A 24,520-nucleotide genomic window follows, 5' to 3' on the forward strand; every position below is an offset into this window, starting at 1 on the left:
GCACAATTGTTACTTATGGCGTGCGCGCAGGTTGTTGATGATGGTGCTGAGATCCAGTTCCTGATCCTGCAGCAGCACCAGCAGATGGTACAGCAGGTCGGAGGCTTCGTTGGTCAGTTCGTGGCGGTCATTGACGGTAGCGGCCAGCGCGGTCTCAACACCTTCTTCTCCCACCTTCTGTGCAATGCGCTTGGTGCCGCTGGCGTACAGCTTCGCCGTATAGGAGCTGGCCGGATCGGCGCTTTTACGCGAGGCCAGCAGTTGCTCCAGCTGATACAGGAACGTCCAGTCCGGTGCAGCAGGCGAAAAGCAGCTTGAGGTACCGAGATGGCAGGTGGGGCCAATCGGATTGGCCAGCACCAGCAGCGTGTCGTTATCGCAATCCGGCGTGATGCTGACCACTTTGAGGAAGTGGCCCGACGTTTCGCCTTTGGTCCATAAACGGTTTTTGGTGCGGGAGAAGAAGGTGACGTTGCCGTCGGCCAGCGTCTTGTGCAGCGCGTCCTCGTTCATATAACCGTGCATCAGCACTTCGCCGGAGACGTTGTGCTGGACGATGACGGGCATCATGCCCGCGGTTTTGGCCCAGTCCAGTCTGGCCAGTTGTTCTGCAGTTAACACGCGCGAATCTCCACACCGTTGTCGATCAGGAAGTTTTTCAACTCGCCGATATTGATAATTTGTTTGTGAAACACCGAAGCCGCCAGCGCGCCGTCGACGTTTGCCTGCTCGAAGGCTTCGAGGAAGTGCGCCATGGTCCCTGCGCCGCCGGAGGCGATCAGCGGCACCTTACACACATCGCGCACCTTCTTCAGCTGCACCAGGTCGTAGCCGTTTCGTACGCCGTCCTGATTCATCATATTCAGTACGATCTCGCCAGCGCCCAGCTTCTGCACTTCCTCTACCCAGTCCAGCGTTTCCCACTGGGTAACGCGGGTGCGCGCTTCGTCGCCGGTATACTGATTGACGTGATACTTGCCGCTGGCTTCATCAAACCAGGTATCGATGCCGACCACGATGCACTGCACGCCGAAGCGGTCCGCCAGCCGGGTAATCAGCGTCGGATCGGCCAGCGCGGGTGAGTTGATGGAGATCTTATCTGCGCCAAACTGCAGAATGCGCGCCGCATCTTCCGGGGTTTTGATGCCCCCGGCGACGCAGAACGGAATATCGATCACTTCCGCCACGCGCGATACCCAGCTTTTATCCACCACGCGGCCGTCGGAAGAGGCGGTGATATCGTAAAACACCAGTTCGTCAGCGCCTTCCTGGGCATAGCGCTGCGCCAGCGGGACGATGTCGCCAATGATTTCGTGGTTGCGGAACTGCACGCCTTTCACTACTTGCCCGTCACGCACGTCCAGACAGGGGATTATCCGTTTTGCCAGCATGCAATTGCCTCCGCTACCGTAAATTTATCTTCCAGCAGGGCGCGACCGACAATCACACCCTGTGCACCGCTGCCGCGCAGGGCAGCGATATCGTCCAGTGAACCGATGCCGCCGGAAGACTGGAACGCGATGTCCGGAAACGCCTGGGACACTTCCTGATACAGCGCCACGTTGGAACCGCTCAGCGTGCCGTCGCGCGAAATATCGGTGCACAGCACATGTTTCAGGCCCACCGGCTGATACCAGCCAATCACCTCTTCCAGCGTCACGCCTGCCGCTTCCTGCCAGCCGCTGATCGCCACGTCTTTGCGATTGCTGGCGTTAATGCGCACGTCAAGCGCCAGCACAATGGCGTCGGCACCGAATTCGCTGAACCAGCTTTTCACTTCTTCCGGCTGCTTCACTGCGGTGGAGCCAACCACCACGCGCGTGGCGCCGGCTGCCAGCAGGGCGGCCACATCGTCACGATGACGAATACCGCCGCCAACCTGCACCGGCACGCTGACGCCGCGTAAAAGCGTGGTCAGCAGCGGGATCTGGCGCTTTGCCGGATCTTTCGCCCCGGTCAAATCCACCAGATGTAACACTTCCGCGCCCTGGCGTTCATAATCCTGCAGGCGCGGCAGGGGATCGTTGCCGTAATCGCGCTGCTGGCTGTAGTCGCCCTGATGCAGGCGCACCACTTTGCCGTCAATCAAATCTAATGCGGGGATAATCATCACATCTCCAGGAAGTTTTTCAGCAGCTGCGCGCCGGCTTTACCCGAGCGCTCCGGGTGGAACTGCACGCCGAAGAAGTTATCTTTCTGCAGGGCGGCGGTGAACGGCAGGCCATAGTCGCACTGGGCGATGGTGGCGGCATTCACCGGCATGGCGTAGCTGTGCACAAAGTAGAAGTAGCTGCCGTCCGGAATGTTGCGGAACAGGTGATTGCCGGCCTGCGCGGTGATCTGGTTCCAGCCCATGTGCGGCAGCGGTAAACCCCGGGTATCCATCAGCGATACCGGCTCATCAACGATGCCGAGCGTGCTGACGCCGCCGTTCTCATCGCTGCCGCGTCCGAGCAGCTGCATGCCGAGACAGATGCCGAGCACCGGCTGGGTGCAGGCTTTTACCAGCTCGATCAGCTCGCGCTCCTGCAGCTGGTCCATCGCCGCCCGCGCAGTACCGACGCCGGGCAGAAACAGTTTGTCGGCGCGCAGCACCACGTCCGGATCGCGGCTCACCGCGGGCGTGTAGCCAAGGCGCTCAATCGCCCACTTAACCGAAGAGAGGTTGGCGCAGCCGGTATCAAGAATCACCACGTTCATTACAGCACTCCTTTCGAGCTCGGCAGGGTGTTGCCCTCAACGCGAATCGCCTGACGCAGCGTGCGGCCAAAGGCTTTGAACAGGCTTTCTACGCGGTGATGATCGTTGCGGCCTTTGGTTTTCAGGTGCAGCGTGCTCATCATGGCGTACGACAGCGAGCGGAAGAAGTGCTCGACCATTTCGGTGCTCAGGTCGCCAACGCGCTGATAGCTGAACTCGGCTTTGTATTCGAGGTGCGGACGGCCGGAGATATCCAGCGCGCAGCGCGCCAGGCACTCATCCATTGGCAGCACGAAGCCGAAGCGGCCGATGCCGCGCTTGTCGCCCAGCGCCTTCAGCAGCGCTTCGCCCAGCGCCAGGCCGGTATCTTCTACCGTGTGGTGATCGTCGATATACAGGTCGCCTTTCACCTCGATGTTCATGCGGAAGCCGCCGTGCACGGCGATCTGATCCAGCATGTGATCAAAGAAGCCGACGCCGGTGTTAATTTTGCTGCCGCCTTCGCGATCCAGCCACACTTCCACTTTAATCTGCGTCTCTTTGGTGTTGCGGTTAACCAGCGCGTGACGGTCGCGTTTGGTCAGGCGCGCCTGAATCGCGTCCCAGTCTTCGCCTTCCGCACCGTAGCGCAGGCCCTGAATGCCCATGTTCTGCGCCAGCTGGATGTCGGTCATACGGTCGCCAATCACATAGCTGTTGGCGGTATCCAACGCGCCGTCGGCCAGCCAGGCTTCAACCATTTTGGTCTTTGGCTTGCGGCAGTCGCAGTTCTCTTCCGGCAGATGCGGGCAGATCAGGATGTCGCTGAAGTTCACGCCCTGTGAGCGCAGGATCTGCATCATCAGGTTGTGCGGGCCGTCAAAATCGGCCTGTGGGAAGCGCTCAGTGCCCAGGCCGTCCTGGTTGGTGATCATCACCAGCTGATAACCCGCCTCCTGCAGCGCCAGCAGGGCCGGGATGGCGTTCTTCTCAAACGCCAGCTTCTCCATACGGTCCACCTGAAAATCCGTCGGCGGCTCAGAGATGAGGGTGCCATCGCGGTCGATAAAAAGGATCTTCTGACTCATGCTTGCTCCACAGATAAGGCTTGCAGCGCGGCGATCAGGCGCTCGCACTCTTCACGGGTGCCGATGGAGATGCGCAGACATCCCGCCAGGCCAGGGTTTTTGTTTTGGTCGCGCAGAATAATGCCCTGATCCCACAGCGTTTTAAACACTTTTGGCGAGTCGGTGAAGCGCGCCAGAATATAGTTAGTCTCGCTCGGGAAGACCTGCTGCACTACGCTCAGCTGCGGCAGCTGTTCGCACAGCCAGGCGCGGTTGTCGTTAAGCTGCTGCGCGTGCTGACGCATCAGCGCGATGCCTTGCTCGCTCAGCGCCTGCGCCGCCACGTCGGCCACCGGCGTCGCCAGCGGGTAAGGTGCAATCACCTTCAGCAGCAGATCGATCACCGGCTTGTTGGCCAGCGTAAAGCCGCAGCGCAGGCCAGCCAGCGCAAAGGCTTTCGACAGCGTGCGCAGAATCACCAGATGCGGGAACTCCTGCAGCCAGCCGGCCAGCGTTGCTTGCGGGCAGAACTCGATATAGGCTTCGTCGGCGACGACCAGCGCTTTGCCGGCGGTCATCGCCAGCAGCTGGCGGATGTCATCCTGATCAATCAGATTGCCGGTCGGGTTGTTCGGGCTGCACATGTACACCACTTTCACGCCGTCCAGCTGGTCCGCGATCGCGGGCAGGTTGAGCTGCCAGTTGTCCAGTGCCGGCACCGTGCGGTACTCAATACCGATGGTTTCGGCGCTGACGCTGTACATGCCGTAGGTCGGCGGGCAGAACAGAATGGCGTCTTTGCCCGGTTCGCAGAAGGCGCGCATCAGCAGCTCAATCCCTTCATCCGCCCCGCGGCTCACCAGCACCTGCTCCGGCTGAACGCCGGCATAGGCGGCGTAGCGCGAAATGACTAATTTTGGCTGGCACTCCGGATAGCGGTTCAGCGTCTGCTGCGACAGCTCAAACGGCACCGGCAGCGGAAATTCGTTCGCATTCAGCCATACGTCACCGTTGCCACCGAGGCGACGAGCAGACTGATAGGGCGTCAGCGCGCGCACGTTAGCGCGGGCTAAATCTTCAACGTTGTTGCTCATGCTTGCTCCTTCAGGGCGGCGACGCGCAGGGTCACGGCATTTTTGTGCGCGTCCAGCTGTTCCGCGGCGGCGAGGGTTTCAATGGTGGCGGCGAGGTTGAGGAAGCCCTGCGGCGTCAGCTCCTGTACCGTCATGCGTTTCTGGAAATCGGCCAGCCCAAGGCTGGAGCAGGTCGCGGTGTAGCCATAGGTCGGCAGCACGTGATTGGTGCCGGAGGCATAATCACCGGCGGATTCCGGCGACCAGTCGCCGAGGAATACCGAACCGGCGCTGGTGATCTCCTCAACCAGCGCGCGCGGCTGGCGCGTCTGAATAATCAGGTGCTCCGGGCCGTACTGATTGGAAATCTCAACGCACTGCGCCAGATCCTGCGCCACGATCAGGCGGCTGCTCTCCAGCGCCTGACGGGCCGTAGCGGCACGCGGCAGCTGCGCCAGCTGTTGTTCAACCGCCAGCGCCACGCCTTCTGCCAGCTGCAGTGAAGGCGTCAGAAGGATTACCTGGGAATCCGGACCGTGTTCGGCCTGCGACAGCAAATCGGAGGCGACAAACGCCGGCGTCGCGCCTTCGTCGGCAATCACCAGCACTTCAGACGGACCGGCAGGCATGTCGATCGCTGCGCCGTCGAGACGCTGGCTGACCTGGCGTTTTGCTTCGGTCACGTACGCGTTGCCCGGGCCAAAAATCTTGTCTACTTTCGGTACGCTTTCTGTGCCGAAGGCGAGGGCGGCAATCGCCTGCGCGCCGCCGACCTGAAACACTTCCTGCACGCCGCACAGCTGCGCCGCGTAGAGAATTTCATCGGCAATTGGCGGCGGCGAGCACAGCACCACGCGGCCACAGCCGGCGATGCGCGCTGGCGTTGCCAGCATCAGCACGGTGGAGAACAGCGGCGCCGAGCCGCCAGGAATATACAGGCCGACCGATTTCACCGGACGGGTGATCTGCTGGCAGCGCACGCCCGGCTGGGTTTCCACGTCCACCGGCGGCAGAATCTGCGCGTTGTGGAAGGTTTCGATATTCGCCATGGCGTCTGCCATCGCCTGCTTTAAATTGTCGCTCAGCCGCTCGCCGGCCGCCTGCATCTCAGCGGCGGACACGCGCAGATTCTCCACCTGAGCTTTGTCGAAGCGCGCGCTGAACGCCCGCAGTGCCGCGTCGCCCTGCTGTTTTACCTGCACCAGCACGTCCTGCACGGTGGCGCTGATGCTGGCCGATGCCGAGATTGCCGGACGCTGCAGCAGCGCCTGCTGCTGTTCGGCACTGCACGCCTGCCAGTCGATAGGTTGCATGATTGCGCTCATCGGTTACTCCAGCATTTTTTCAATTGGCAGCACGAGGATCGAACTGGCGCCCAGCGCCTTCAGTTTTTCCATGGTTTCCCAGAACAGCGTTTCGCTGCTCACCATGTGCATCGCCACGCGGCTCACTTCACCGGCCAGCGGCAGCACGGTAGGGCGCTCGGCACCCGGCAGCAGGGCGATAACTTCTTCCAGCCGCTCGCTCGGCGCGTGCAGCATGATGTATTTGGATTCACGCGCTTTAATCACGCCCTGGATGCGCGTCATCAGCGTGTCCACCAGCTGCTGTTTCGCCGCTGGCAGTTCGCCATCGCGCTGAATCAGCACCGCTTTAGAGCGGTAGATCACTTCAACTTCACGCAGGCCGTTAGCTTCCAGCGTGGCGCCGGTAGACACCAGGTCGCAAATGGCATCGGCCAGACCGGCGCGTGGAGCCACTTCAACGGAACCGTTCAGCAGGCAGGATTTAAACGCGATGCCTTGTTTATCGAGGTATTTTTTCAGCAGGTGCGGGTAAGAGGTGGCGATACGGGCATTATTCAGGCATTGCGGACCGGTGTACTCGGCATCGACTGGCATTGCCAGTGACAGGCGGCAACCGCCGAAATCGAGGCGGCGCAGCGTAAAGTAGCGCGGGTCTTCGCCCTGCGCGCGGCGCGTCAGCAGCTCCTCTTCCAGCACGTTTTCGCCAACGATACCGAGGTCGACCACGCCATCCATTACCAGGCCAGGGATATCGTCATCGCGCACGCGCAGGATGTCGATCGGCATGTTCTCCGCAAACGCAATCAGACGCTGCTGCTGAAGGTTAATTTTAATACCGCAGCGTGCCAGCAGTTCGCGTGATTCATCACTTAAACGGCCGGATTTCTGCATAGCTATGCGTAAACGGGTGTTATCTAACATGGTTCCTGTCCTCTTATTCAATCCTGTCTGAAGCGTTTTTGGTTGCGTTCGCCCATAAAAAAACCCCCGGAAGGTGATCTTCCGGGGGCTCTCTTTGCGCTCGCACCACTGGAAGATCCTAAACGTCTTCCAGCACACATCGCCTGAAAGACTAGTCAGGGTGATGGTGATGATGGTGGTTGAACTGAACGCGTGTCATAAAAAATTCCGTTGCTGAATGAGTATTCATTTGCGTGCTGATTAACCTAACGAAGATGGCGGCGCTTGGCAACCCTTTTTTAACGTCAGTTTTCGCAACCTTCGGCAACAGTTTGCGCTGGTCTGGCTGACGCGCTGGCACTAAGATGGGGTGTCTTAGCGCGGGAGAGCAGGAGTCGATATGAAAAAGGTGGCAATTGTAGGTCTGGGATGGCTGGGAATGCCGCTGGCGATGGCGCTGTCAGCGCGCGGCTGGCAGGTGACCGGCAGCAAAACTTCACCGGATGGTGTCGATGCGGCGCGCCGCTGTGGTATTGATGCGTTTCAGCTGGTGCTGTCACCGGAGCTGGAGTGTGAAGCAGACGATTTGGCCGCGCTGATGGCGGTGGATGCGCTGGTGGTGACGCTGCCTGCCAGCCGCACCGTGCAGGGCGGCGAAGATTACATGCAGGCGGTGCAGAACGTGGTTGATACCGCGCTGGCGAATAAAGTGCCGCGCATCATCTTTACCAGCTCTACCTCGGTATACGGCAGCGGCGACGGCGTAAGAAAAGAGAGCAGTGCGCTGCAGCCGGAGACGGTAGCGGGCAAAACGCTGGTGGAGCTGGAAAACTGGCTGCATGACCTGCCGGGCACCAGTGTGGATATCGTGCGTCTCGCCGGACTGGTCGGCCCGAACCGCCATCCGGGACGTTTCCTCGCCGGTAAAACCAACCTGGAAAACGGCGCGCATGCGGTGAACCTGGTGCATCTTGATGATGTGGTCGACGCGATTGTGCTGCTGCTGCAAACGCCAAAAGGCGGGCACGTTTACAACCTGTGCGCCCCGAAACATCCATCACGCGACAGCTTCTACCCGAGCGTGTCGAAGCAGTTAGGCCTGGTGCCACCGACGTTTGTTGCCGAGCCGGTGCGCGCCAGCGGCAAGGTGATTGACGGTTCGAAGATTTGTCACGAGCTGGGGTTTGAGTACAGCTACGATGACCCGATGAAGATGCCGCTGGAGTAGGGGCGGTGCGGGGTTGCCCTCACCCTAACCCTCTCCCGCCCGCGGGAGAGGGAACCGCCCGAGCGCGCATTCCAGGTACTGCTCCCGGCTTAAATAAAGGCACCATCCTTCTCCCTCTCCCTGCAGATGAACGCACCATCCTTCTCCCTCTCCCCGTGGGAGAGGGCCGGGGTGAGGGCAGCAAACCGCACCTACCTAAACCCCCAGCCGATCCCTTAACGCATACCAGGCCGCACCCATTGCCGTCAGTGGCACCTTAAAGCGTCTTCCGCCGGGAAACGGCAGGTGCGGCAGCTTTGCAAACGCATCAAACCGCTCTGCATGGCCGCGCAGCACTTCGGCAATCAGCTTGCCGGAGAGGTGCGTGCAGGTCACACCGTGTCCGCTATCGCCCTGCATAAAGAACACATTCTTCTCCAGCTGACCAAACTGAGGCATGCGCGACAGCGTCAGCAGGAAGTTACCGCTCCAGAGATGGCTAATCTTCACGTCGCGCAACTGCGGAAAGGTGCGCAGCAGCTTGGGCCGGATCAACGCCTCGATGTCTTCCGGTTCGCGCGCACCGTACACCACGCCGCCGCCGTACAGCAGGCGGTTGTCGGCGGTCAGGCGGAAGTAATCCAGCAGATAGTTACAATCTTCCACACAGTGGTTATTGGGCATCAGCCCCAGCGCCTGATCGCGGCTCAGCGGCTCGGTGGTGACGATCTGCGAGCCGCACGGCATGCTTTTGCGCCCCAGTCGCGGTTCCAGCTGTGACGGCAGATAGGCGTTGCCGGCAAAAATCACAAAGGTGGCGCTGACTTCACCCTGCGCGGTTTTGACCCGGTTGGGTGCGCCGTAGGTCACTGCCAGCGCCGCCGACTGCTCATATATACGGCCGCCGTGCCGGCGAATCGCTTCGGCTTCACCTAACGCCAGATTGAGCGGGTGCAGATGGCCACCGCGCCGGTCCAGCAGGCCGCCGACGTAACGGTCGGTGGCCACTTCACGGCGGATGCCGCGCTCGTCCAGCAGCTCCAGATCGCTGTTGCCGTAACGCGCCCAGCTGGCCTGCTGGCTGCGCAGATGCCCCATCTGGCGCTGATTGAGGGCTGCGAAAATGCCGCCGGGACGATAGTCGCAGGCGATGGCGTAACGATCGATGCGGTCGCGGATAATCTCCGCCCCTTCGAACATCATGCTGCCCAGCATCTGCGCAGTCTGTTTGCCGTAGCGCTGCTCAATGACATCGACATCGCGACTGTAGGAATTCACCACCTGGCCGCCGTTGCGGCCGCTGGCGCCGAAGCCGACGCGGGCCGCTTCCAGCACCACCACATCGTAACCGGCTTCGGTGAGAAACAGCGCGGAAGAGAGCCCGGTAAACCCGCCGCCGATGATGCAGACGTCACACTGAATGCTCTCCTGCAGCTGCGGCCACGGCGCGTGCGCGTTGGCGGTCGCGGCGTAATAACTTTGCACGTGGTGCATCTTAACCTCCTGTAGCGCGTGAACTCAGAAATTGGCGGGCGTATGCGCGCTGACAATGCGACACGGCTGATCTGACGTATTGGTAAAACTGTGCGGCAAACCGGTATCAATCACGTAGCTTTCGCCGCGGTTAAGGTGATAACTCTGACCGTTCACCACCAGGGTGATTTCCCCCTCCAGCACCGTGCCGGTCTCTTCCCCCGGATGGCGCAGCTTTTCACCGGTGCTGGCCCCCGGCTCGTAGCGCTCCAGCAGCATCGCCAGCGCGCGCTTCGCCGCACCGTTATCAATCAGCTGTAAAGAAACACCGAGGCTGCCGATCTCAACGCAATCATCCGGCCGTACGATGATGCGCGGCGTGGCATTCACTTTCGGCTCAGAGAAAAACTCCGACAGCGACAGCCCATACACTTTGAGTAGCTTTTGTAACGTGCTGACTGCCGGGCTGACTTTATCCTGCTCAATGGTGCTGATAGCGCTGTGTGTTAAACCTGACAACTCAGCGACGCGACGCTGAGACAATCCCAACTCCTGCCGGATTTGCGATAAGCGTCGTCCGGGCGCCAGAGTGGCATCATTCATGGCTGCTTTTCCTTGTGATAACGTGCTGCGGCGTGGATAAAGGCCTCGAATAAACGGCGCGAGACCGGATCGCGATCGGATTGCCACTCCGGATGCCATTGCACCGCCAGCGCAAACGGATGCTGGCGCAGGCTGACGGCTTCGATCAGGCCATCCGGCGCGCGGGCTTCAATGCGTAACTGCGGGCCAGGCTCGCGGATGCCCTGGCCGTGCAGCGAATTGACCGCGAACGCGGCAGCGCTGCCCAGCAGCTGGCTCAGCAGGCCGTCGGGTTCGGGCTGCACCAGATGTGCCGGCGCGTACTGCTGCTCCAGGGGCTGGCTGTCATCTTCGCGGTGCTCCTGAAACAGATGCGTCTGATGCAGCTGGCGATGCAGCGCGCCGCCGTTGGCGACCACCAGCTCCTGCAAACCGCGGCAGATGCCCAGCATCGGCATTTTTTTCCCGCTGGCGTGGGTGATAAGCGCAAAGGATAAGCGGTCACGCGATGGATCGGCATGCGCCTCATGACCCTCTTCACCGTAATGCCAGGGTTCAATATTGCTTGGACTGCCGGTGAGCAAAATGCCGTCCAGCAGCGTCATACTGTTTTCTAATAGCTGCGGCGCGTGCATCAGCTGATGCGGCAAAGGCAGCGGCACGCCACCGGCGAGCACCACGGCGTCGAGGTATTTGTTATGCACGGTCTGCCCAACATGGTTGCCGATGGGGTTCTGGCACATCACTACGCCAATCAAAGGCTTGTCAAAAATAATGCCCATTACGTCTCCACGCTGCTGTTCAATATTTTCGCCGGTTTTGCGCGCTAAGTAGAAAAAGTGTGCAATATATTGTCAATCTAGCAACCGTCTGGTTGTTCTTCAAACAGAATTGTTACATTTGCACACCATTTGCGTTAGAGCTATGTTAGAGGTGTGGCTGTTATTTTGAGCATGTGCAAACCATCTTAAACGGTATAGGGCGGGTGGGAAGATGACGAACCTCGTGGAAGTAGAAGACTTCACGCGACACAGTGAAGAAAAACGAACCAGCGCGTTCCAGCTGGAGGTGAAAACCTGGCTGGAACGCCATCCGGAAACGCAGTATGTCGATATTCTGTTAAACGATCTCAACGGGGTATTTCGCGGTAAACGCATTCCCGTATCCGCGTTAGCTAAGCTGGAAAAAGGGTGTTACTTTCCGGCCTCGGTTTTCGCCATGGACATTCTCGGCAACACCGTCGAGGAAGCCGGCCTCGGACAGGCGCTCGGCGAACCTGATAACCTCTGCATACCGGTCCCCGGGACCTTAATTCCTTCCGCCTCTGACCCGCAACGCATCGCCCAGCTGCTGCTGACCATGTGCGACCAAGATGGCACTCCCTTTGACGTTGAACCCCGAAACGTGCTGAACCGGCTGTGGCAACAGCTGCGCAATCGCGGTCTGTTTCCGGTGGTAGCGGTAGAGCTGGAGTTCTATCTGGTGGACAAAAAGCGCGATGCCGAAGGCTATATTCAGCCGCCGTGTGCGCCGGGTAGCGAAGAGCGCAACATGCAGAGTCAGGTGTATTCGCTGGATAATCTCGACCATTTCGCCGATGTACTGCGCGATATCGACGCGCTGGCGAAACTGCAGAATATCCCCGCCGACGGCGCGCTGGCGGAAGCCTCGCCGGGCCAGTTCGAAATCAACCTGCACCATACGCGCGATATCCTCAAAGCCTGTGACGACGCCATTCTGCTGAAGCGGCTGGTGCGTCAGGTAGCAGAAAATCACGGCATGACCGCCACGTTTATGGCCAAGCCGTATGAGGAGTATGCGGGCAGCGGCATGCACGTACACATCAGTATGCTGGATGCCGCCGACCACAACGCCTTTGCGCTGGATGATGGCAGCGATTCGCCGCTGCTGAAGCGCGCGCTGGCTGGCATGATCGATCTGATGCCGGCATCAATGGCGCTGCTGGCACCTAACGTCAACGCGTTTCGTCGCTTCCTGCCGGAGGCGTTTGTGCCGCTGCAGGCGTCATGGGGACATAATAACCGCACGGTGGCGCTGCGCATTCCCTGCGGCGATGTAGAAAACCATCGCGTCGAGTACCGTGTGGCGGGTGCCGATGCCAATCCGTATCTGGTGGTGTCAGCAATTATTGCCGGTATCTTGCACGGTCTGGATAATCAGCTACCCTTACCGCATCCGGTGAAGGGCAATGGCCACGAGGCGGAAGGGCTGGAACTGCCGATTCGCCAGAGCGATGCGCTGTATGAGTTTGAAAACAGCTATCCGCTGCAAAAGCTGCTCGGCGAGCGTTTCAGCGGCGTGTGGTACAGCTGCAAACAGTATGAGCTGCGCGAGTTTGAACGGCTGATCACCGCCACGGAAATTGACTGGATGTTAAAGAACGCCTGACCGACAGAAGAATTGATCCAACATCTTGTGTCGATGGCCTAAGTTGGGGCAAAATACGCGCCCTGCAAAAGACAAAACATAACCGACGCTTATTACGTCGGTTATTTTTTTGCATGGTGCTTTCACTACATGAACGAGGCCGGACACGCATCCGGATAGATAGACACTGAAACACGCTTGTGCGTGAGATTTGAGGAACAAAGATGGGACTGTTTACAATTGCACCAGCGCAGGCTGGTTCTCGCTTCCGTGATGATTATGGCGCGGCGACAATCGCAAACACTAATATCACTTCTCACTGCAGCACATTGCGCAGTATCCCTGTGGTACAACTGAACTCAGTTGTTGCTGTAGGGGGCCTGAACAATGTCGCTTAATACCTCTGCCGCACCACAGCGTGCACATCTGAAAAAATCTCTGACTCTGATCCCGGTCGTCATGATGGGCCTGGCGTATATGCAGCCAATGACCCTGTTTGATACCTTCGGCATCGTGTCAGGCCTCACCGACGGTCACGTCGCCACCGCTTATGCTTTCGCGCTGATCGCGATACTGTTTACTGCCGTGAGCTACGGCAAGCTGGTACGCCGCTTCCCATCTGCGGGCTCCGCTTACACCTATGCTCAGAAGGCTATCAGTCCGCACGTCGGCTTTATGGTGGGCTGGTCATCACTGCTGGACTATCTGTTCATGCCGATGATCAACATCCTGCTGGCGAAAAGCTACTTTGAGTCGCTGGTGCCGGGCATTCCGTCGTGGATTTTCGTGGTGCTGCTGGTGGCGTTTATGACCATCTCCAACCTGCGTGGGATCAAAACCGTGGCCAACTTCAACAGCGTCATTGTGGTGCTGCAGGTAGTGGTGATGGCGGTGATCACCGGTATGGTGGTGTATGGTGTGGCACACGGTATTGGCGCCGGTACGCTGACCAGTACGAAGCCGTTCTGGTCTGAAAATGCGCAGGTGGTGCCGATGATTACCGGTGCGACCATTCTGTGCTTCTCGTTCCTTGGCTTTGACGGTATCAGCTCGCTGTCGGAAGAGACCAAAGATGCCGAGCGCACCATTCCACGCGCGATTTTCCTGACCGCGCTGATTGGAGGGGTGATCTTTATTGGCGTCTCGTACTTCCTGCAGCTGTACTTCCCGGATATCTCGCGTTTCCAGAATCCGGACTCTTCACAGCCGGAAATCATGCTGTTCGTGGCGGGTAAAGCGCTGCAGATCGGCATTCTGATTTTCTCGGTGGTGACGGTGCTGGCCAGCGGCATGGCGGCACACGCCGGCGTTTCGCGTCTGATGTACGTGATGGGCCGTGACGGCGTGTTCCCGCAGCGTTTCTTTGGTTTCGTGCATCCGAAATTCCGCACGCCGTCGCTGAACGTGCTGCTGGTTGGTGCGGTAGCGCTGCTGGCGATCAACTTCGACCTGGTCACCGCAACGGCGCTGATTAACTTCGGTGCGCTGGTGGCGTTCACCTTTGTGAACCTGTCGGTGATTGCCCAGTTCTGGATTCGTGAGAAGCGTAATAAAACGCTGAAAGATCACCTCAACTATCTGGTGCTGCCCATCATGGGTGCGCTGACGGTGGGTGCGCTGTGGATCAACCTGGAAGAGACCTCGATGGTGCTCGGCCTGGTATGGGCGGCGATTGGTATTGTTTACCTGGCGTTTGTGACCCGCACGTTCCGCAATCCGGTACCGCAGTTTAGCGAAGAGGTGTAAGGCTTTTCCCTCACCCTAACCCTCTCCCGCCCGCGGGAGAGGGAACCGTCCGAGCGTGTTTCAGGTATCAGCCCAGTAGCTGCACCAAAACGCACTATACCTCTCCCTCTCCCCGTGGGAGAGGGCCGGGGTGAGGGCATCAGCCCGCACGAAACCCTGCTACGACACCAGCTCCTGCGCATACAAATACAGCGCTTTCAGCTGCGCCATCTTCTCTGCATCGCCCTCATGTAAACTGGCCAGCGACTCCAGCTCCAGCAAAAACGCCTGTACCCGCTCCGCATTAAGCTGCTCGCGGCGATGCTGCAGCCAGCGCTGCTGCTCTTTATCATCCAGCGTGCCAGGGAAGTTGCGGGCGCGATAGCGGAACAGCAGCTTCGCGATACGTTTATCCTCAAAGGTCAAATCGAGCGCCGGCAGGTTCTGCGGCGGCGTCTGGCGCAGGATGTTCATGCCGGCGCGATCGGCGTCGCTGAAGAAACCGTCATACAGCTGCGCATCGACATCTTCCGACGGCGTGAACGGCTCCGCTTCGGCAAACAGCGTCACCACATTTTCCCGCACTTCGGCATGCTGGCGCAGCAGGGCCAGATTCGCCAGACAGTGCTGACGATCGATACCCAGCCGTTCGGCATCTTCCGGGCGCAACGTGTTGGCCGGGGCCAGCACCGGACACTTATTAATGTGCACCAGCTTGATCGGCACCGCCGGCAAATCGCCCAGATCGCTGTGCCGCGTATACAGCCGCGCACGCAGCTCGTCCGGCGACAGCGTCAGCAGCGGCGTCATGTCGCCGGCCAGATCGGCCACGATCAACGCGTTTTTGTTATCCGGATGCCACGCCAGCGGCACAATCCAGCTGGTATTGCCGCGCGCCGCGCCGAACATGCCGGAAACGTGCACCAGCGGCTTCATCTGCGGAATATCAGTCAGCGTCATCAGTTTCTGCTTGTTGCGATGGGTAAACAGAAACTCAAACAGCTTCGGCTGCTTCTCCCGCACCAGCTTTGCCATCGCCAGCGTGGCGTACACATCGGACATCGCATCGTGCGCCTGTTCGTGTGCCACGCCGTTAGCCTGGGTGAGATGCTCCAGCTTAAAGCTCGGGAAACCGTCGTCGTTCTCCGGCCAGACGATGCCTTCCGGGCGCAGCGCATAACAGGCGCGCATCACGTCGAGCAGATCCCAGCGCGAATTGCCGTTCTGCCAGCTCCAGCCATACGGGTCGATAAAGTTGCGGTAGAAGATATTGCGCGTCACTTCGTCATCGAAGCGCACGTTGTTGTAACCGATCACACAGGTCTGCGGTTCGCTGAACAGCGCGTGAATGCGCTGAGCAAACTCCACTTCCGGCACGCCGCGCGCGTTGGCCACCTGCGGCGTGATACCGGTGATCATTACCGCTTCTGGCTGCGGCAGGTAATCGTCCGCGAGCTGGCAGTAAAACACCTGCGGTTCGCCCACGGCGTTAAAGGCTTTGTCGGTGCGCAGGCCTGCAAATTGCGCCGGACGATCCAGCGACGGGCTTTTGCCGAAGGTTTCATAATCGTGGAACAGAAAAGTGAACTCAGAGGCGGGCACGGCGTTATCCTGGCTATGGAAAATCAACGCACAGAATAGTCGTCAGCCCGGTACAGCACAACCTCGATCGCCATCGCTGCGAGCGGGCGCGCAGCATTTGTCCGCGGTTCATACTTTTTTTCAATTTATTCAGATATCAAAGCGCTATTTGCCGTAAAACGTGCGGCGGTAAATTCATTTATTTGATGTTGAGGAAGAAGTGTTGAAAAGGCGTCTGTTGGTAACTGTATCTGGAATGATTGTTTGGGCATCGCTGGCGCACGCGGATGACAGCATGCCGTTTCCCCTGACGCCGCCGGCCATTGATGCCGCGTCCTGGGTGCTGATGGACGCCACCACCGGGCAGATCCTCACCGCGGGCAACCCGGACGCGGAGCGCAACCCGGCCAGCCTGACCAAACTGATGACTGGTTATGTCGTCGATCGCGCGGTCGATCAGAAGAAAATCACCCGCGACGATGTGGTCACGGTGGGCAAAGATGCGTGGGCCGCCGGCAATCCGGTGTTTAAAGGCTCGTCGCTGATGTTTCTTAAGCCGGGCGATAAAGTCACCGTGCGCGATCTGATGCGCGGCGTGATCATCGATTCCGGCAACGACGCCTGCGTGGCGCTGGCCGACTATGTGGCCGGCAGTCAGGAGAGCTTCGTCAACATGATGAACAGCTACGTGCAGAAGCTCGGTCTGACGCACACCCACTTCGAAACCGTGCACGGTCTTGATGCACCGGGGCAGCACACCACCGCGCGCGATCTGGCGGTGCTGTCGCGCGCCATCATCAACGGTGAGCAGGATTTCTACGCCATGTACAGCGAGAAAACCCTCAGCTTCAACGGCATTACCCAGAACAACCGTAACGGCCTGCTGTGGGATCAGAATCTGCACGTCGACGGCATGAAAACCGGCCACACCGAGAGCGCCGGGTTCAACATCGTCGCCTCGAACATCGTCGGTCGCCATCGTCTGATTGCGGTGATCATGGGCGGGAAAAGTTCGAAGGGACGTGAAGAGCAGGCGCGTAAGCTGCTGGTGTGGGGACAGAACAACTTCGACACCGTGCAGCTGTTCCACGCCGGGAAAAAGATCGGCAGCGAAAACGTCTGGTACGGCAACCCGCACAAAGTGGACGTCGGTACCACCGACGATATCTATCTGTCACTGCCGCGCAGCGAAGTGTCGAACGTGATGGCGAAGTACGTGATCAATCGTAAAGACCTCGAAGCGCCACTCAAAGCTGGCGAGCAGGTGGGCGAAATTCAGGTGCTGGATAAAGACAAGCAGCTGGCTAGCTATCCGCTGTACGCGCTGCAGTCGGTCGATGAAGCAGGCATCATCACGCGCATCAGCGATTACGTGAAACAGAAACTGTAAGCCGTCGGGCAATAAGCAACCGCTGCGTTACATCCTTGTGTGCACTGAGAAAACAAGATGTAGCGCAGTTGTATTATTGCGCAAAAAGTTGCGCCAGCCCCTCAATGTTCGTGCTGCGCCAGGGTAACATAGCGCGCAAATTTTTTTCGCACCCGGACCACCATGTTACGCGCTGACAAGCCCATCTCTCCGATTGAGTTCTGGTTTTACCGCCACTACCGCGCCGTGCACGGCGTACGCATTGCTATCGCCTTTGTGCTGTGCTTTCTGTTTGTCCGTCTCACCGATATTCCGGAAGGCACCTGGCCGCTGATCACGCTGGTGGTGGTGATGGGACCGATCTCCACCTGGGGCAATGTTTTGCCACGCGTGGTGCAGCGTATCAGCGGTACCTTTGCCGGGCTGATATCAGGGCTGATCGCGCTGAAGCTGGAGCTGCTGTCACTGCCGCTGATGCTGGTGTGGTGCTTTATCGTGATGATCGTCTGCGGCTATCTGACGCTGGGCAAACACCCGTATATGGCACTGCTGATCGGCATTACGCTCGGCGTGGTGGTCGGCGCGCCGGCCGGCGATTTCACCGTGGCGCTGTGGCGCGGCGGCGATGTGATCCTCGGCTCGCTGATGGCTTTACTGTTTAGCGCCATCTGGGCGCAGCGCGCCTATACTCACTGGCGCATTCAGCTGTCGGACGCCTTTATCAACATGGCGAAGATTCATCACGCCGGCTTTTCTGCCAATCTGGTGGAGAAGCCGCGCCTCAATCCGCGCTTCCAGAAGCTGCTTACCAGCGTGATCAAAATGCGCGCGCTGCTGGAGCCGGCGAGCAAAGAGACGCGCATCCCTAAATCGGTGTTTGAAGCCATTCAGACCATTAACCGTAATATGGTTAACACCATGCAGATGCAGATTGAAGCCTGGTGGGCGTCGCGCGAAAGCCATCTGATTTTACTTAACGCGCCGACGCTGCGCCGCACGCAACAGATGACCGAGAACACCCTGAACGCGCTGTCAGCGCTGATGGTAAAAGGCGAGACTGAACAGGTGATTGCCAACAGCCACGAGCTGGAAGCCATCACCCAGGAGCTGGAAGCGCTGATCGCCAACGGCAGCGCGCGGCTGGAGACCACCGCGATTTACGGTTACGTCTGGCTGAGTCTGGAGCAGGCGCGTCAGCTGGAGCGCATGACAGACCTGGTGCGTCTGGCGCTGCGCAAATAGTTTTCTCAGGCAATGACTTAGTGCGAATTGCCCTTTCTTTGCGCTAAGATAAGTGCCAGTCCGAATTTAGCGGTGAAAATTGCGAACCCGGCTTATAAGCCGCTAAGCTAAATGTCTTCCCGGTTTATGACTATTTTGCCTGCCGCGGCAGGCCACAAGAAAGGTGCCAACATGGAAAATGCCAAGCAATCATTTCAGGACGTACTGGAGTTTGTGCGTATGTTTCGTCGTAAAAACAAACTGCAGCGCGAAATTACGGACAACGAAAAGAAAATCCGTGATAACCAGAAACGTGTGTTGCTGCTGGACAACCTGAGCGAGTACATCAAACCTGGTATGAGCGTGGAAGCGATTCAGGAAATCATCGCCAGCATGCGCGTGGATTATGAAGATCGCGTGGACGAGTACATCATCAAAAACGCCGATCTGTCGAAAGAGCGTCGCGAGCTGTCGAAAAAGCTCAAAGCGATGGGCGAACCAAAAGGGCAGTAAGCCTCACGGGCTTGATAGCCGCGTTTTGCTCCAGGGTCGCCCTTTACGGCGACCTTTTTAATGCCCGCGCCAGCTGCTGTAACTGCTGCGCAATCTCCGCCACATCCACCTGCTGCTGCAACGGCGCCGCCGTGGTGGCGCGCAGGACCAGTTCGGTCTCCAGCGGCTGACTGTCCGGTATCTCTCCCTCCAGCTGCGCCAGCAGACGATCGACGCTCACCGTGCCTAACTGCTGTAAATCCTGGCGCACCGTGGTCAGCGGTGGCTGATACCACGCGCTCTCCGCCGTATCGTCGTAACCGATGATCGACATCTCCGCCGGAATTCGTACGCCATGCTGATGCAGCGCGCGCATCGCGCCCAGCGCCATTTGATCGTTAGCCACCAGCAGCGCCTGCGGCAGCTGGTCGGGCAGCCGGGTCAGCAGCGCCTGATAGCCGGACGCTGCGCTCCAGTCGCCGCTCAGTACGCAGTCCGGCACCAGCTGATGACGCGCCAGCGCCTGTTGCCAGGCGCTAAATCGCGCCCGCGCTGACGCGGAGCTTGCAGGCCCGTTCAGCACGCCAATCTGCCGGTGGCCGAGCGCCACCAGATGATCCACCGCCTGCTGCGCACCGCTGGTGCTCCGGTACTGACACTGCGCCACGGCCGCGCTGCGCTCCACATCTAAAAACAGCGTCGGTTTGCTGCCGCACTGCTGCTGAATCTGCGCCGCCTGCGCGGCATCCAGCGGCAGGTTGATCAGCAGAGCATCGACGCGCTGCGCCAGCAGTTCATGCACCGTGTCCTGCGCGTGGCTGGTGGCATTGGCCATGGCGATCACCAGATGATAGCCCTGCGCCGCCGCGCGCTGCTGAATCGCCGAAGCAATCTGCGCTGGCGCCATTAGCGCCAGATCGCTGGTCGCCAGACCGAGCGTGCGCGTGGCCTTGCCGGCCAGCTGCTGCGCGACCCGGTTTGGCACGTAGCTGAGCTGCTGCATCGCGGCTTCCACCCGCGCGCGGGTGCGGGGTGACACCTGCGCCGAATGGTTCAGCACCCGGGAAACCGTTTGATAGGAGACGCCAGCCAGCCGGGCGACATCGTCAAGCGTTACGGAACGCGCTGTCATTGATCCCTCCTGATGAGAATGCGGCGAGTGTAGCAAATTTTTCCCTGCCGTCGCGGTATTAAGGCGTTACACTGCCAGTGATAACGCAAGGAGAAAGTGATGCAGCTCAATGACCATCAAATTCAGGATATCAACACCATTGCCGCCTGGCTGGCGCTCGATCAGCTGCCAAAGGACGGTACGCTGGAGGTCGATTTAGCCATACTTGCCGGACATGCGGTGCTGCCGAACGTCGAAGCGGTGATTGCGCTGGCGAAGAAATATCAGCTGCCGTTGCTGATCAGCGGCGGCATCGGTCACTCAACCGCGCTGCTGGCCGCGATGATTGCCAGCCATCCGCTCTACCGCCAGATCGACACCGCCGGCAAGGGCGAAGCGCAGCTGCTGGGCGAGATGGCGCGCGTGTTCGCTGAGCTGCCTGACGATCAGCTGCTGCTGGAAACCGCCTCACGCAACTGTGGCGAAAACGCCGTCCTGAGCCAGCGCCTGCTGGATGAGCAGCAGTGGCAGCCGCAGCGCGTGCTGCTGGTGCAGGATCCGTTGATGCAGCGCCGCAGCTGGGAAACCTTCCGCTGGCAGTGGCGCGATCGCGAGCATGCGCCGGAATTCATCAGCTGGCCGGTGTTTGTGCCGCAGGTGATGATGGATGCGGGCATGCTGCGCATCGTTGGCGCGCCGCCGCAGGGGTTGTGGTCAGTGGAGCGTTTCCTGTCGTTGCTGATGGGCGAGGTGCAGCGCCTGCGTGACGACGCCAGCGGCTATGGCCCGAACGGCAAGGGGTTCTTCGGTCACGTTGATGTACCCGACGCGGTCGAAGCAGCCTGGCAGCGCCTGATGCAGCTGCCCGGTGTGCAGTCGCGGTTGGGTTGAGCCGTCACCAAAAGCATATGTGATTGAGTAAAGAGAATATTCTGCCTTATCCGTAGCGGCGCAATTTATTGCGCAACCGGCCGCGGTGCGGAAATGCACATTGCGCGATAAATCGCGCCGCTACGGTTTGTGCGACTGGCTGGTGCCGCAATGACATGTCGCACAAATAACAGGATGCGCATTCATGCGCACCTGGCACGCCACGCACCGGACTGATCACCGCGTCTGCAAATACACCTGCAAATTCACATACACCGCGTTCAGCAGCGGCGTCGCCACCGCATGGCGCGCGCCGCGCACCAGCAAATCGCCGATGATCTGATCGGCTTCGATATCGTAGCCCTGGGTTAAATCGCGGTACATGGATGAGGTCATCGCCGCATCAGGATTGTTCAGCGTCTCATAAATCTTCGCCGTCACGGCCGGACGCTGTTGGTAGCCATCGGCGGTGATCACCGCCAGCACCTCAGCGAAAATGCCCTGTAGCAGCGCTTCACCACCGGCTGAACGCAGGATGTGCTGCGTATTGCCGCGCGCCAGACAGCACACGGCGCCCAGCGTGCTCAGCAGCAGCCACTTCTCCCACAGCTCACTGATAATGTTATCGGCGAACACGCTGTCAAACTGCGCGTCACGCAGCGCGGCATCCACGCGCGCCAGATGGGCATCGTTGTTGCCGTCCAGCGCGCCGTAGTAAAGCACGTGCAGCGGCGACAGCTGCATCACTTCGCCGTGCTCGCCCAGCGTGGCGTGAATCTTACACAGCCCGCCAATCACCTTGTCACCGAAACGTGCGCGCAGCGTATCAATGTGACGCATACCATTGAGGATCGGCATGATCAGCGTCTGCGGCCCAACCGCCGGGGCGATGTCTTCCATCGCCTGTTCCAGCGCAAAGCTTTTCACCGTCAGGATGATCAGATCGTAATCACCGGTCAGCGTCGAGGCCAGCGCCAGCTGCGGCTGCAGCACCGTGCTGCCCTCCGGCGTTTGCAGCACCAGTCCGGTCTGTTGCAGCTGCTGCTGGCGGCGCTCGCGCACCAGAAAGGTCACATCACGGCCGGCCTGCGCCAGGCGCGCGCCAAAGTACCCGCCGGTGGCACCGGCTCCCACAATCAGAATACGCATGGACTGTTTTCCCGTTAAGCATGAAAGCCTTACCTTAAAACGCTGCGCGTCACTGCGCCACACCGCAAATGCGGAAAACCGTGACAATCTCAGCGATGAGCAAAAAAAGCTCAAACTGTTCGTATTCATTCGTACAATGGGTTTATGCTGGGGCACAGCGGCGGGCAATGGTGCCTGCCGGTTTTTTTCGTCAACAGACTAAGGACGCATCATGCCCCGACCCCTCCCCATCGAACGTTATCGCAACATCGGCATCTCCGCGCACATCGATGCCGGTAAAACCACCACCACTGAGCGCATCCTGTTTTACACCGGAATGAGCCACAAGCTGGGTGAAGTGCACGATGGCGCGGCAACCACCGACTGGATGGCGCAGGAGCAGGAGCGCGGCATTACCATCACCTCGGCGGCGGTCAGCTGCTACTGGCCGGGCATGGACGGCAGCTTCACGCCGCACCGTATCAACATCATTGATACGCCCGGACACGTTGACTTCACCATTGAAGTGGAACGCTCAATGCGCGTGCTGGATGGTGCCGTGATGGTGTACGACGCGGTCGGTGGCGTTCAGCCGCAGTCAGAAACCGTGTGGCGGCAGGCGAATAAATACCACGTGCCGCGCATTGCGTTCGTCAACAAGATGGACCGCCAGGGCGCGGACTTTTTCCGCGTGGTGCAGATGATGAAAGATCGCCTGCAGGCGCATCCGGTGCCGATTGTCATTCCCATCGGCGCTGAAGAGCAGTTCAGCGGGGTCATCGATCTCAACAAAATGCGCGCCATCTACTGGGACGACGCCAGCCAGGGCATGAGCTTTAGCTATGCGCCGATTCCGGACGCGCTGCAGGCGCAGGCGGCGGAGTGGCGGGAAAACATGGTGGCAGCAGCGGCAGAAGCCAGCGAAACGCTGATGGATCGCTATCTGGAGCAGGGCGATCTCAGTGAAGACGAGGTGATTGCCGGGCTGCGGCAGCGCACGCTGGCGGGCGAAATCCAGCCGATGCTGTGCGGCAGCGCGTTTAAAAACAAAGGGGTGCAGCGCATGCTCGATGCGGTCATCGAACTGATGCCTTCACCGCTCGACGTGCCACCGGTCGCCGGCATCAACGAGCGCGGCGAACACGACGAACGCCATGCTGACGATGAGGAACCTTTCTCGGCGCTGGCGTTCAAGCTGATGAGCGATCCTTACGTCGGTCAGCTGACCTTTGTGCGCGTCTATTCTGGCGTGCTGCGCAAGGGTGACAGCGTGTGGAACGCGGTGAAAGGGCGTAAAGAGCGCATTGGCCGCATCGTGCAGATGCAGGCTAACGATCGCATCGAAATTGATGAGATCCGCGCCGGCGATATTGCCGCCTGCGTCGGGCTGAAAGAGGTCACCACCGGCGAAACGCTGTGCGATCCTGATGCGGTAATCACGCTGGAGCGCATGGAATTTCCCGATCCGGTGATTTCGCTGTCGATAGAGCCAAAGACCAAAGGCGACCAGGAAAAAATGGGGCTGGCGCTACAGCGGCTGGCGGCAGAGGATCCGTCGTTCCGGCTGCACACCGATGAGGAGTCCGGTCAGACCATCATCTCCGGCATGGGTGAACTGCATCTGGAGATCATCGTCGACCGTCTGAAACGCGAGTTCGGCGTGGAAGCCAATATTGGCCGGCCGCAGGTAACCTACCGCGAAACCATCCGCAAAACGGTGCGCGAGGTGGAAGGGAAATTCGTGCGTCAGTCAGGCGGTAAGGGCCAGTATGGTCACGTGGTGCTGACGCTGGAGCCGCAGGCGGCTGGAAGCGGTTTCGCCTTTGAAGACGCGACCAAAGGCGGCGTGGTGCCGCGCGAATTCATTCCTTCGGTGGAGAAGGGCATTCGCGAAGCGCTCAACAGCGGCGTGCTGGCCGGTTATCCGGTGGTCGACATCAAAGCCACGCTGACGTTTGGCTCTTATCACGACGTTGACTCGTCCGAGATGGCGTTCCGCATGGCGGCGATCTTTGGCTTCAAAGCGGCAGCGAAGCAGGCCGATCCGGTGATACTTGAGCCGGTGATGCAAGTGGAAGTGGAGACGCCGGAAGAGTATGCCGGCGGCGTGATGGGCGATTTGTCATCCCGGCGCGGCACGCTGCAGGGCATGGACGAGCGTTTCGGCGCGCGCATTATCCGTGCTGAAGTGCCGCTGGCCGAGATGTTTGGCTACGCCACCACGCTACGCTCAATGTCTCAGGGCCGCGCCACGTATAGCATGGAGTTTGCCCACTACGCCGAAGCACCGCGTAACGTCGCAGAGGCGATTATCGCGGCTCGCGCACAGTAAGTCCGCTGGCGGCAG

Annotated in this window: 23 protein-coding genes and 1 other annotated feature; of the genes, 8 read left to right on the plus strand and 15 right to left on the minus strand. The window is 59.6% G+C overall.

What is annotated here, in order from left to right; genetic code table 11:
- Positions 1–9: 9 nt before the first annotated feature.
- The 9 genes from hisIE to hisL all read right to left on the minus strand — a co-directional run bounded on the left by hisIE (position 10) and on the right by hisL (position 7,246).
- Positions 10–621 (minus strand): bifunctional phosphoribosyl-AMP cyclohydrolase/phosphoribosyl-ATP diphosphatase HisIE, encoded by a 612-nt coding sequence (hisIE, locus tag H7K56_RS12525; protein WP_021509350.1) that lies wholly within the window; start codon positions 619–621, stop codon positions 10–12.
- Positions 615–1,391 (minus strand): imidazole glycerol phosphate synthase subunit HisF, encoded by a 777-nt coding sequence (gene hisF / locus H7K56_RS12530; RefSeq protein ID WP_021509351.1) that lies wholly within the window; start codon positions 1,389–1,391, stop codon positions 615–617. The genes hisIE and hisF overlap by 7 nt, the downstream gene beginning before the upstream one ends.
- Positions 1,373–2,110 carry a 1-(5-phosphoribosyl)-5-[(5-phosphoribosylamino)methylideneamino]imidazole-4-carboxamide isomerase gene (hisA, locus tag H7K56_RS12535; RefSeq protein WP_150360822.1) on the minus strand — a complete coding sequence of 246 codons (738 nt, stop codon included), beginning with the start codon at positions 2,108–2,110 and terminating at the stop codon, positions 1,373–1,375. The genes hisF and hisA overlap by 19 nt, the downstream gene beginning before the upstream one ends.
- Complete coding sequence (gene hisH, locus H7K56_RS12540; RefSeq protein WP_141495236.1) at positions 2,110–2,700, minus strand: imidazole glycerol phosphate synthase subunit HisH; 591 nt, start codon at positions 2,698–2,700, stop codon at positions 2,110–2,112. Before hisH ends, hisA begins: the two co-directional genes overlap by 1 nt.
- Complete coding sequence (hisB, locus tag H7K56_RS12545) at positions 2,700–3,767, minus strand: bifunctional histidinol-phosphatase/imidazoleglycerol-phosphate dehydratase HisB (protein WP_150360823.1); 1,068 nt, start codon at positions 3,765–3,767, stop codon at positions 2,700–2,702. The genes hisH and hisB overlap by 1 nt, the downstream gene beginning before the upstream one ends.
- Positions 3,764–4,840 carry a histidinol-phosphate transaminase gene (hisC, locus tag H7K56_RS12550; protein WP_058757314.1) on the minus strand — a complete coding sequence of 359 codons (1,077 nt, stop codon included), beginning with the start codon at positions 4,838–4,840 and terminating at the stop codon, positions 3,764–3,766. The genes hisB and hisC overlap by 4 nt, the downstream gene beginning before the upstream one ends.
- Positions 4,837–6,144 (minus strand): histidinol dehydrogenase, encoded by a 1,308-nt coding sequence (hisD, locus tag H7K56_RS12555; protein ID WP_058757315.1) that lies wholly within the window; start codon positions 6,142–6,144, stop codon positions 4,837–4,839. Before hisD ends, hisC begins: the two co-directional genes overlap by 4 nt.
- Before the next feature lie 3 nt (positions 6,145–6,147).
- A complete protein-coding gene (gene hisG, locus H7K56_RS12560; protein ID WP_031280070.1) occupies positions 6,148–7,047 on the minus strand; it encodes an ATP phosphoribosyltransferase in 900 nt (299 codons plus the stop codon).
- A gap of 54 nt (positions 7,048–7,101) precedes the next feature.
- Positions 7,102–7,223 (minus strand) — a sequence feature (His leader region).
- Entirely contained in the window at positions 7,199–7,246 is a 48-nt protein-coding gene (gene hisL / locus H7K56_RS12565) for a his operon leader peptide (protein ID WP_100396937.1), read from the minus strand. It overlaps the preceding feature by 25 nt.
- 180 nt (positions 7,247–7,426) lie before the next feature.
- Here hisL and H7K56_RS12570 point away from each other — a divergent pair, with 180 nt between their 5' ends.
- On the plus strand, positions 7,427–8,254 hold the full coding sequence (locus tag H7K56_RS12570) for an SDR family oxidoreductase (RefSeq protein ID WP_058757317.1): 828 nt from the start codon (positions 7,427–7,429) through the stop codon (positions 8,252–8,254).
- A gap of 195 nt (positions 8,255–8,449) precedes the next feature.
- Here the strand turns inward: H7K56_RS12570 and H7K56_RS12575 are convergent, their stop codons facing one another.
- Genes H7K56_RS12575 through puuD form a run of 3 tightly spaced genes read right to left on the minus strand, consistent with a single transcriptional unit; the run spans position 8,450 to position 11,070 of the window.
- The gene (locus tag H7K56_RS12575; protein WP_150360824.1) at positions 8,450–9,727 is read right to left on the minus strand and encodes an NAD(P)/FAD-dependent oxidoreductase; all 1,278 of its coding nucleotides are present in this window, start codon (positions 9,725–9,727) and stop codon (positions 8,450–8,452) included.
- 24 nt (positions 9,728–9,751) lie between these two features.
- A complete protein-coding gene (gene puuR / locus H7K56_RS12580) occupies positions 9,752–10,309 on the minus strand; it encodes an HTH-type transcriptional regulator PuuR (RefSeq protein ID WP_031280073.1) in 558 nt (185 codons plus the stop codon).
- Entirely contained in the window at positions 10,306–11,070 is a 765-nt protein-coding gene (puuD, locus tag H7K56_RS12585) for a gamma-glutamyl-gamma-aminobutyrate hydrolase (RefSeq protein ID WP_021509363.1), read from the minus strand. Before puuD ends, puuR begins: the two co-directional genes overlap by 4 nt.
- 211 nt (positions 11,071–11,281) lie before the next feature.
- On the opposite strand from puuD, the gene H7K56_RS12590 reads away from it, so the two are divergent.
- Complete coding sequence (locus H7K56_RS12590) at positions 11,282–12,697, plus strand: glutamine synthetase family protein (RefSeq protein ID WP_150360825.1); 1,416 nt, start codon at positions 11,282–11,284, stop codon at positions 12,695–12,697.
- Positions 12,698–13,063: 366 nt separating this feature from the next.
- Positions 13,064–14,422: an APC family permease gene (locus H7K56_RS12595; protein WP_058757322.1), complete on the plus strand. Its 1,359-nt coding sequence runs from the start codon at positions 13,064–13,066 to the stop codon at positions 14,420–14,422.
- 159 nt (positions 14,423–14,581) lie between these two features.
- Here H7K56_RS12595 and sbcB read toward each other — a convergent pair whose 3' ends face one another.
- Complete coding sequence (sbcB, locus tag H7K56_RS12600; RefSeq protein ID WP_150360826.1) at positions 14,582–16,003, minus strand: exodeoxyribonuclease I; 1,422 nt, start codon at positions 16,001–16,003, stop codon at positions 14,582–14,584.
- A gap of 202 nt (positions 16,004–16,205) precedes the next feature.
- On the opposite strand from sbcB, the gene dacD reads away from it, so the two are divergent.
- The 3 genes from dacD (at position 16,206) to tmaR (ending at position 19,085) form a co-directional block, all read left to right on the plus strand.
- Positions 16,206–17,372, plus strand: coding sequence for a serine-type D-Ala-D-Ala carboxypeptidase DacD (dacD, locus tag H7K56_RS12605; RefSeq protein ID WP_182689020.1), 1,167 nt, complete (start codon positions 16,206–16,208; stop codon positions 17,370–17,372).
- Between the two features lie 162 nt (positions 17,373–17,534).
- Positions 17,535–18,593 (plus strand): FUSC family protein, encoded by a 1,059-nt coding sequence (locus tag H7K56_RS12610; protein ID WP_058757324.1) that lies wholly within the window; start codon positions 17,535–17,537, stop codon positions 18,591–18,593.
- 171 nt (positions 18,594–18,764) lie between these two features.
- Positions 18,765–19,085, plus strand: a complete 321-nt coding sequence (tmaR, locus tag H7K56_RS12615; RefSeq protein WP_021509369.1) for a PTS system regulator TmaR — start codon at positions 18,765–18,767, stop codon at positions 19,083–19,085.
- Positions 19,086–19,128: 43 nt separating this feature from the next.
- Here tmaR and H7K56_RS12620 read toward each other — a convergent pair whose 3' ends face one another.
- Positions 19,129–20,196: a LacI family DNA-binding transcriptional regulator gene (locus tag H7K56_RS12620; RefSeq protein ID WP_125310091.1), complete on the minus strand. Its 1,068-nt coding sequence runs from the start codon at positions 20,194–20,196 to the stop codon at positions 19,129–19,131.
- A 99-nt stretch (positions 20,197–20,295) separates the two neighbouring features.
- On the opposite strand from H7K56_RS12620, the gene H7K56_RS12625 reads away from it, so the two are divergent.
- The gene (locus tag H7K56_RS12625) at positions 20,296–21,066 is read left to right on the plus strand and encodes a YdcF family protein (RefSeq protein WP_104093143.1); all 771 of its coding nucleotides are present in this window, start codon (positions 20,296–20,298) and stop codon (positions 21,064–21,066) included.
- Between the two features lie 216 nt (positions 21,067–21,282).
- Here the strand turns inward: H7K56_RS12625 and H7K56_RS12630 are convergent, their stop codons facing one another.
- Positions 21,283–22,194 (minus strand): ketopantoate reductase family protein, encoded by a 912-nt coding sequence (locus H7K56_RS12630; protein WP_104093144.1) that lies wholly within the window; start codon positions 22,192–22,194, stop codon positions 21,283–21,285.
- Positions 22,195–22,405: 211 nt separating this feature from the next.
- On the opposite strand from H7K56_RS12630, the gene fusA reads away from it, so the two are divergent.
- Positions 22,406–24,505: an elongation factor G gene (gene fusA, locus H7K56_RS12635; protein ID WP_058771101.1), complete on the plus strand. Its 2,100-nt coding sequence runs from the start codon at positions 22,406–22,408 to the stop codon at positions 24,503–24,505.
- The last annotated feature ends 15 nt before the right edge of the window (positions 24,506–24,520 follow it).

This window comes from Pantoea dispersa (assembly GCF_014155765.1).
Classification (GTDB): Bacteria; Pseudomonadota; Gammaproteobacteria; order Enterobacterales; family Enterobacteriaceae; genus Pantoea; species Pantoea dispersa.

What these genes read in the sequence shown, in the direction of transcription:
- hisF (WP_021509351.1), bottom strand. Translation starts at nt 1,391, where the DNA reads ATGCTGGCAAAACGGATAATCCCCTGTCTGGACGTGCGTGACGGGCAA.
- hisA (WP_150360822.1), bottom strand. Translation starts at nt 2,110, where the DNA reads ATGATTATCCCCGCATTAGATTTGATTGACGGCAAAGTGGTGCGCCTG.
- hisH (WP_141495236.1), bottom strand. Translation starts at nt 2,700, where the DNA reads ATGAACGTGGTGATTCTTGATACCGGCTGCGCCAACCTCTCTTCGGTT.
- hisB (WP_150360823.1), bottom strand. Translation starts at nt 3,767, where the DNA reads ATGAGTCAGAAGATCCTTTTTATCGACCGCGATGGCACCCTCATCTCT.
- hisC (WP_058757314.1), bottom strand. Translation starts at nt 4,840, where the DNA reads ATGAGCAACAACGTTGAAGATTTAGCCCGCGCTAACGTGCGCGCGCTG.
- hisD (WP_058757315.1), bottom strand. Translation starts at nt 6,144, where the DNA reads ATGAGCGCAATCATGCAACCTATCGACTGGCAGGCGTGCAGTGCCGAA.
- hisG (WP_031280070.1), bottom strand. Translation starts at nt 7,047, where the DNA reads ATGTTAGATAACACCCGTTTACGCATAGCTATGCAGAAATCCGGCCGT.
- H7K56_RS12570 (WP_058757317.1), top strand. Translation starts at nt 7,427, where the DNA reads ATGAAAAAGGTGGCAATTGTAGGTCTGGGATGGCTGGGAATGCCGCTG.
- H7K56_RS12575 (WP_150360824.1), bottom strand. Translation starts at nt 9,727, where the DNA reads ATGCACCACGTGCAAAGTTATTACGCCGCGACCGCCAACGCGCACGCG.
- puuR (WP_031280073.1), bottom strand. Translation starts at nt 10,309, where the DNA reads ATGAATGATGCCACTCTGGCGCCCGGACGACGCTTATCGCAAATCCGG.
- puuD (WP_021509363.1), bottom strand. Translation starts at nt 11,070, where the DNA reads ATGGGCATTATTTTTGACAAGCCTTTGATTGGCGTAGTGATGTGCCAG.
- H7K56_RS12590 (WP_150360825.1), top strand. Translation starts at nt 11,282, where the DNA reads ATGACGAACCTCGTGGAAGTAGAAGACTTCACGCGACACAGTGAAGAA.
- H7K56_RS12595 (WP_058757322.1), top strand. Translation starts at nt 13,064, where the DNA reads ATGTCGCTTAATACCTCTGCCGCACCACAGCGTGCACATCTGAAAAAA.
- H7K56_RS12610 (WP_058757324.1), top strand. Translation starts at nt 17,535, where the DNA reads ATGTTACGCGCTGACAAGCCCATCTCTCCGATTGAGTTCTGGTTTTAC.
- tmaR (WP_021509369.1), top strand. Translation starts at nt 18,765, where the DNA reads ATGGAAAATGCCAAGCAATCATTTCAGGACGTACTGGAGTTTGTGCGT.
- H7K56_RS12620 (WP_125310091.1), bottom strand. Translation starts at nt 20,196, where the DNA reads ATGACAGCGCGTTCCGTAACGCTTGACGATGTCGCCCGGCTGGCTGGC.
- H7K56_RS12625 (WP_104093143.1), top strand. Translation starts at nt 20,296, where the DNA reads ATGCAGCTCAATGACCATCAAATTCAGGATATCAACACCATTGCCGCC.
- H7K56_RS12630 (WP_104093144.1), bottom strand. Translation starts at nt 22,194, where the DNA reads ATGCGTATTCTGATTGTGGGAGCCGGTGCCACCGGCGGGTACTTTGGC.
- fusA (WP_058771101.1), top strand. Translation starts at nt 22,406, where the DNA reads ATGCCCCGACCCCTCCCCATCGAACGTTATCGCAACATCGGCATCTCC.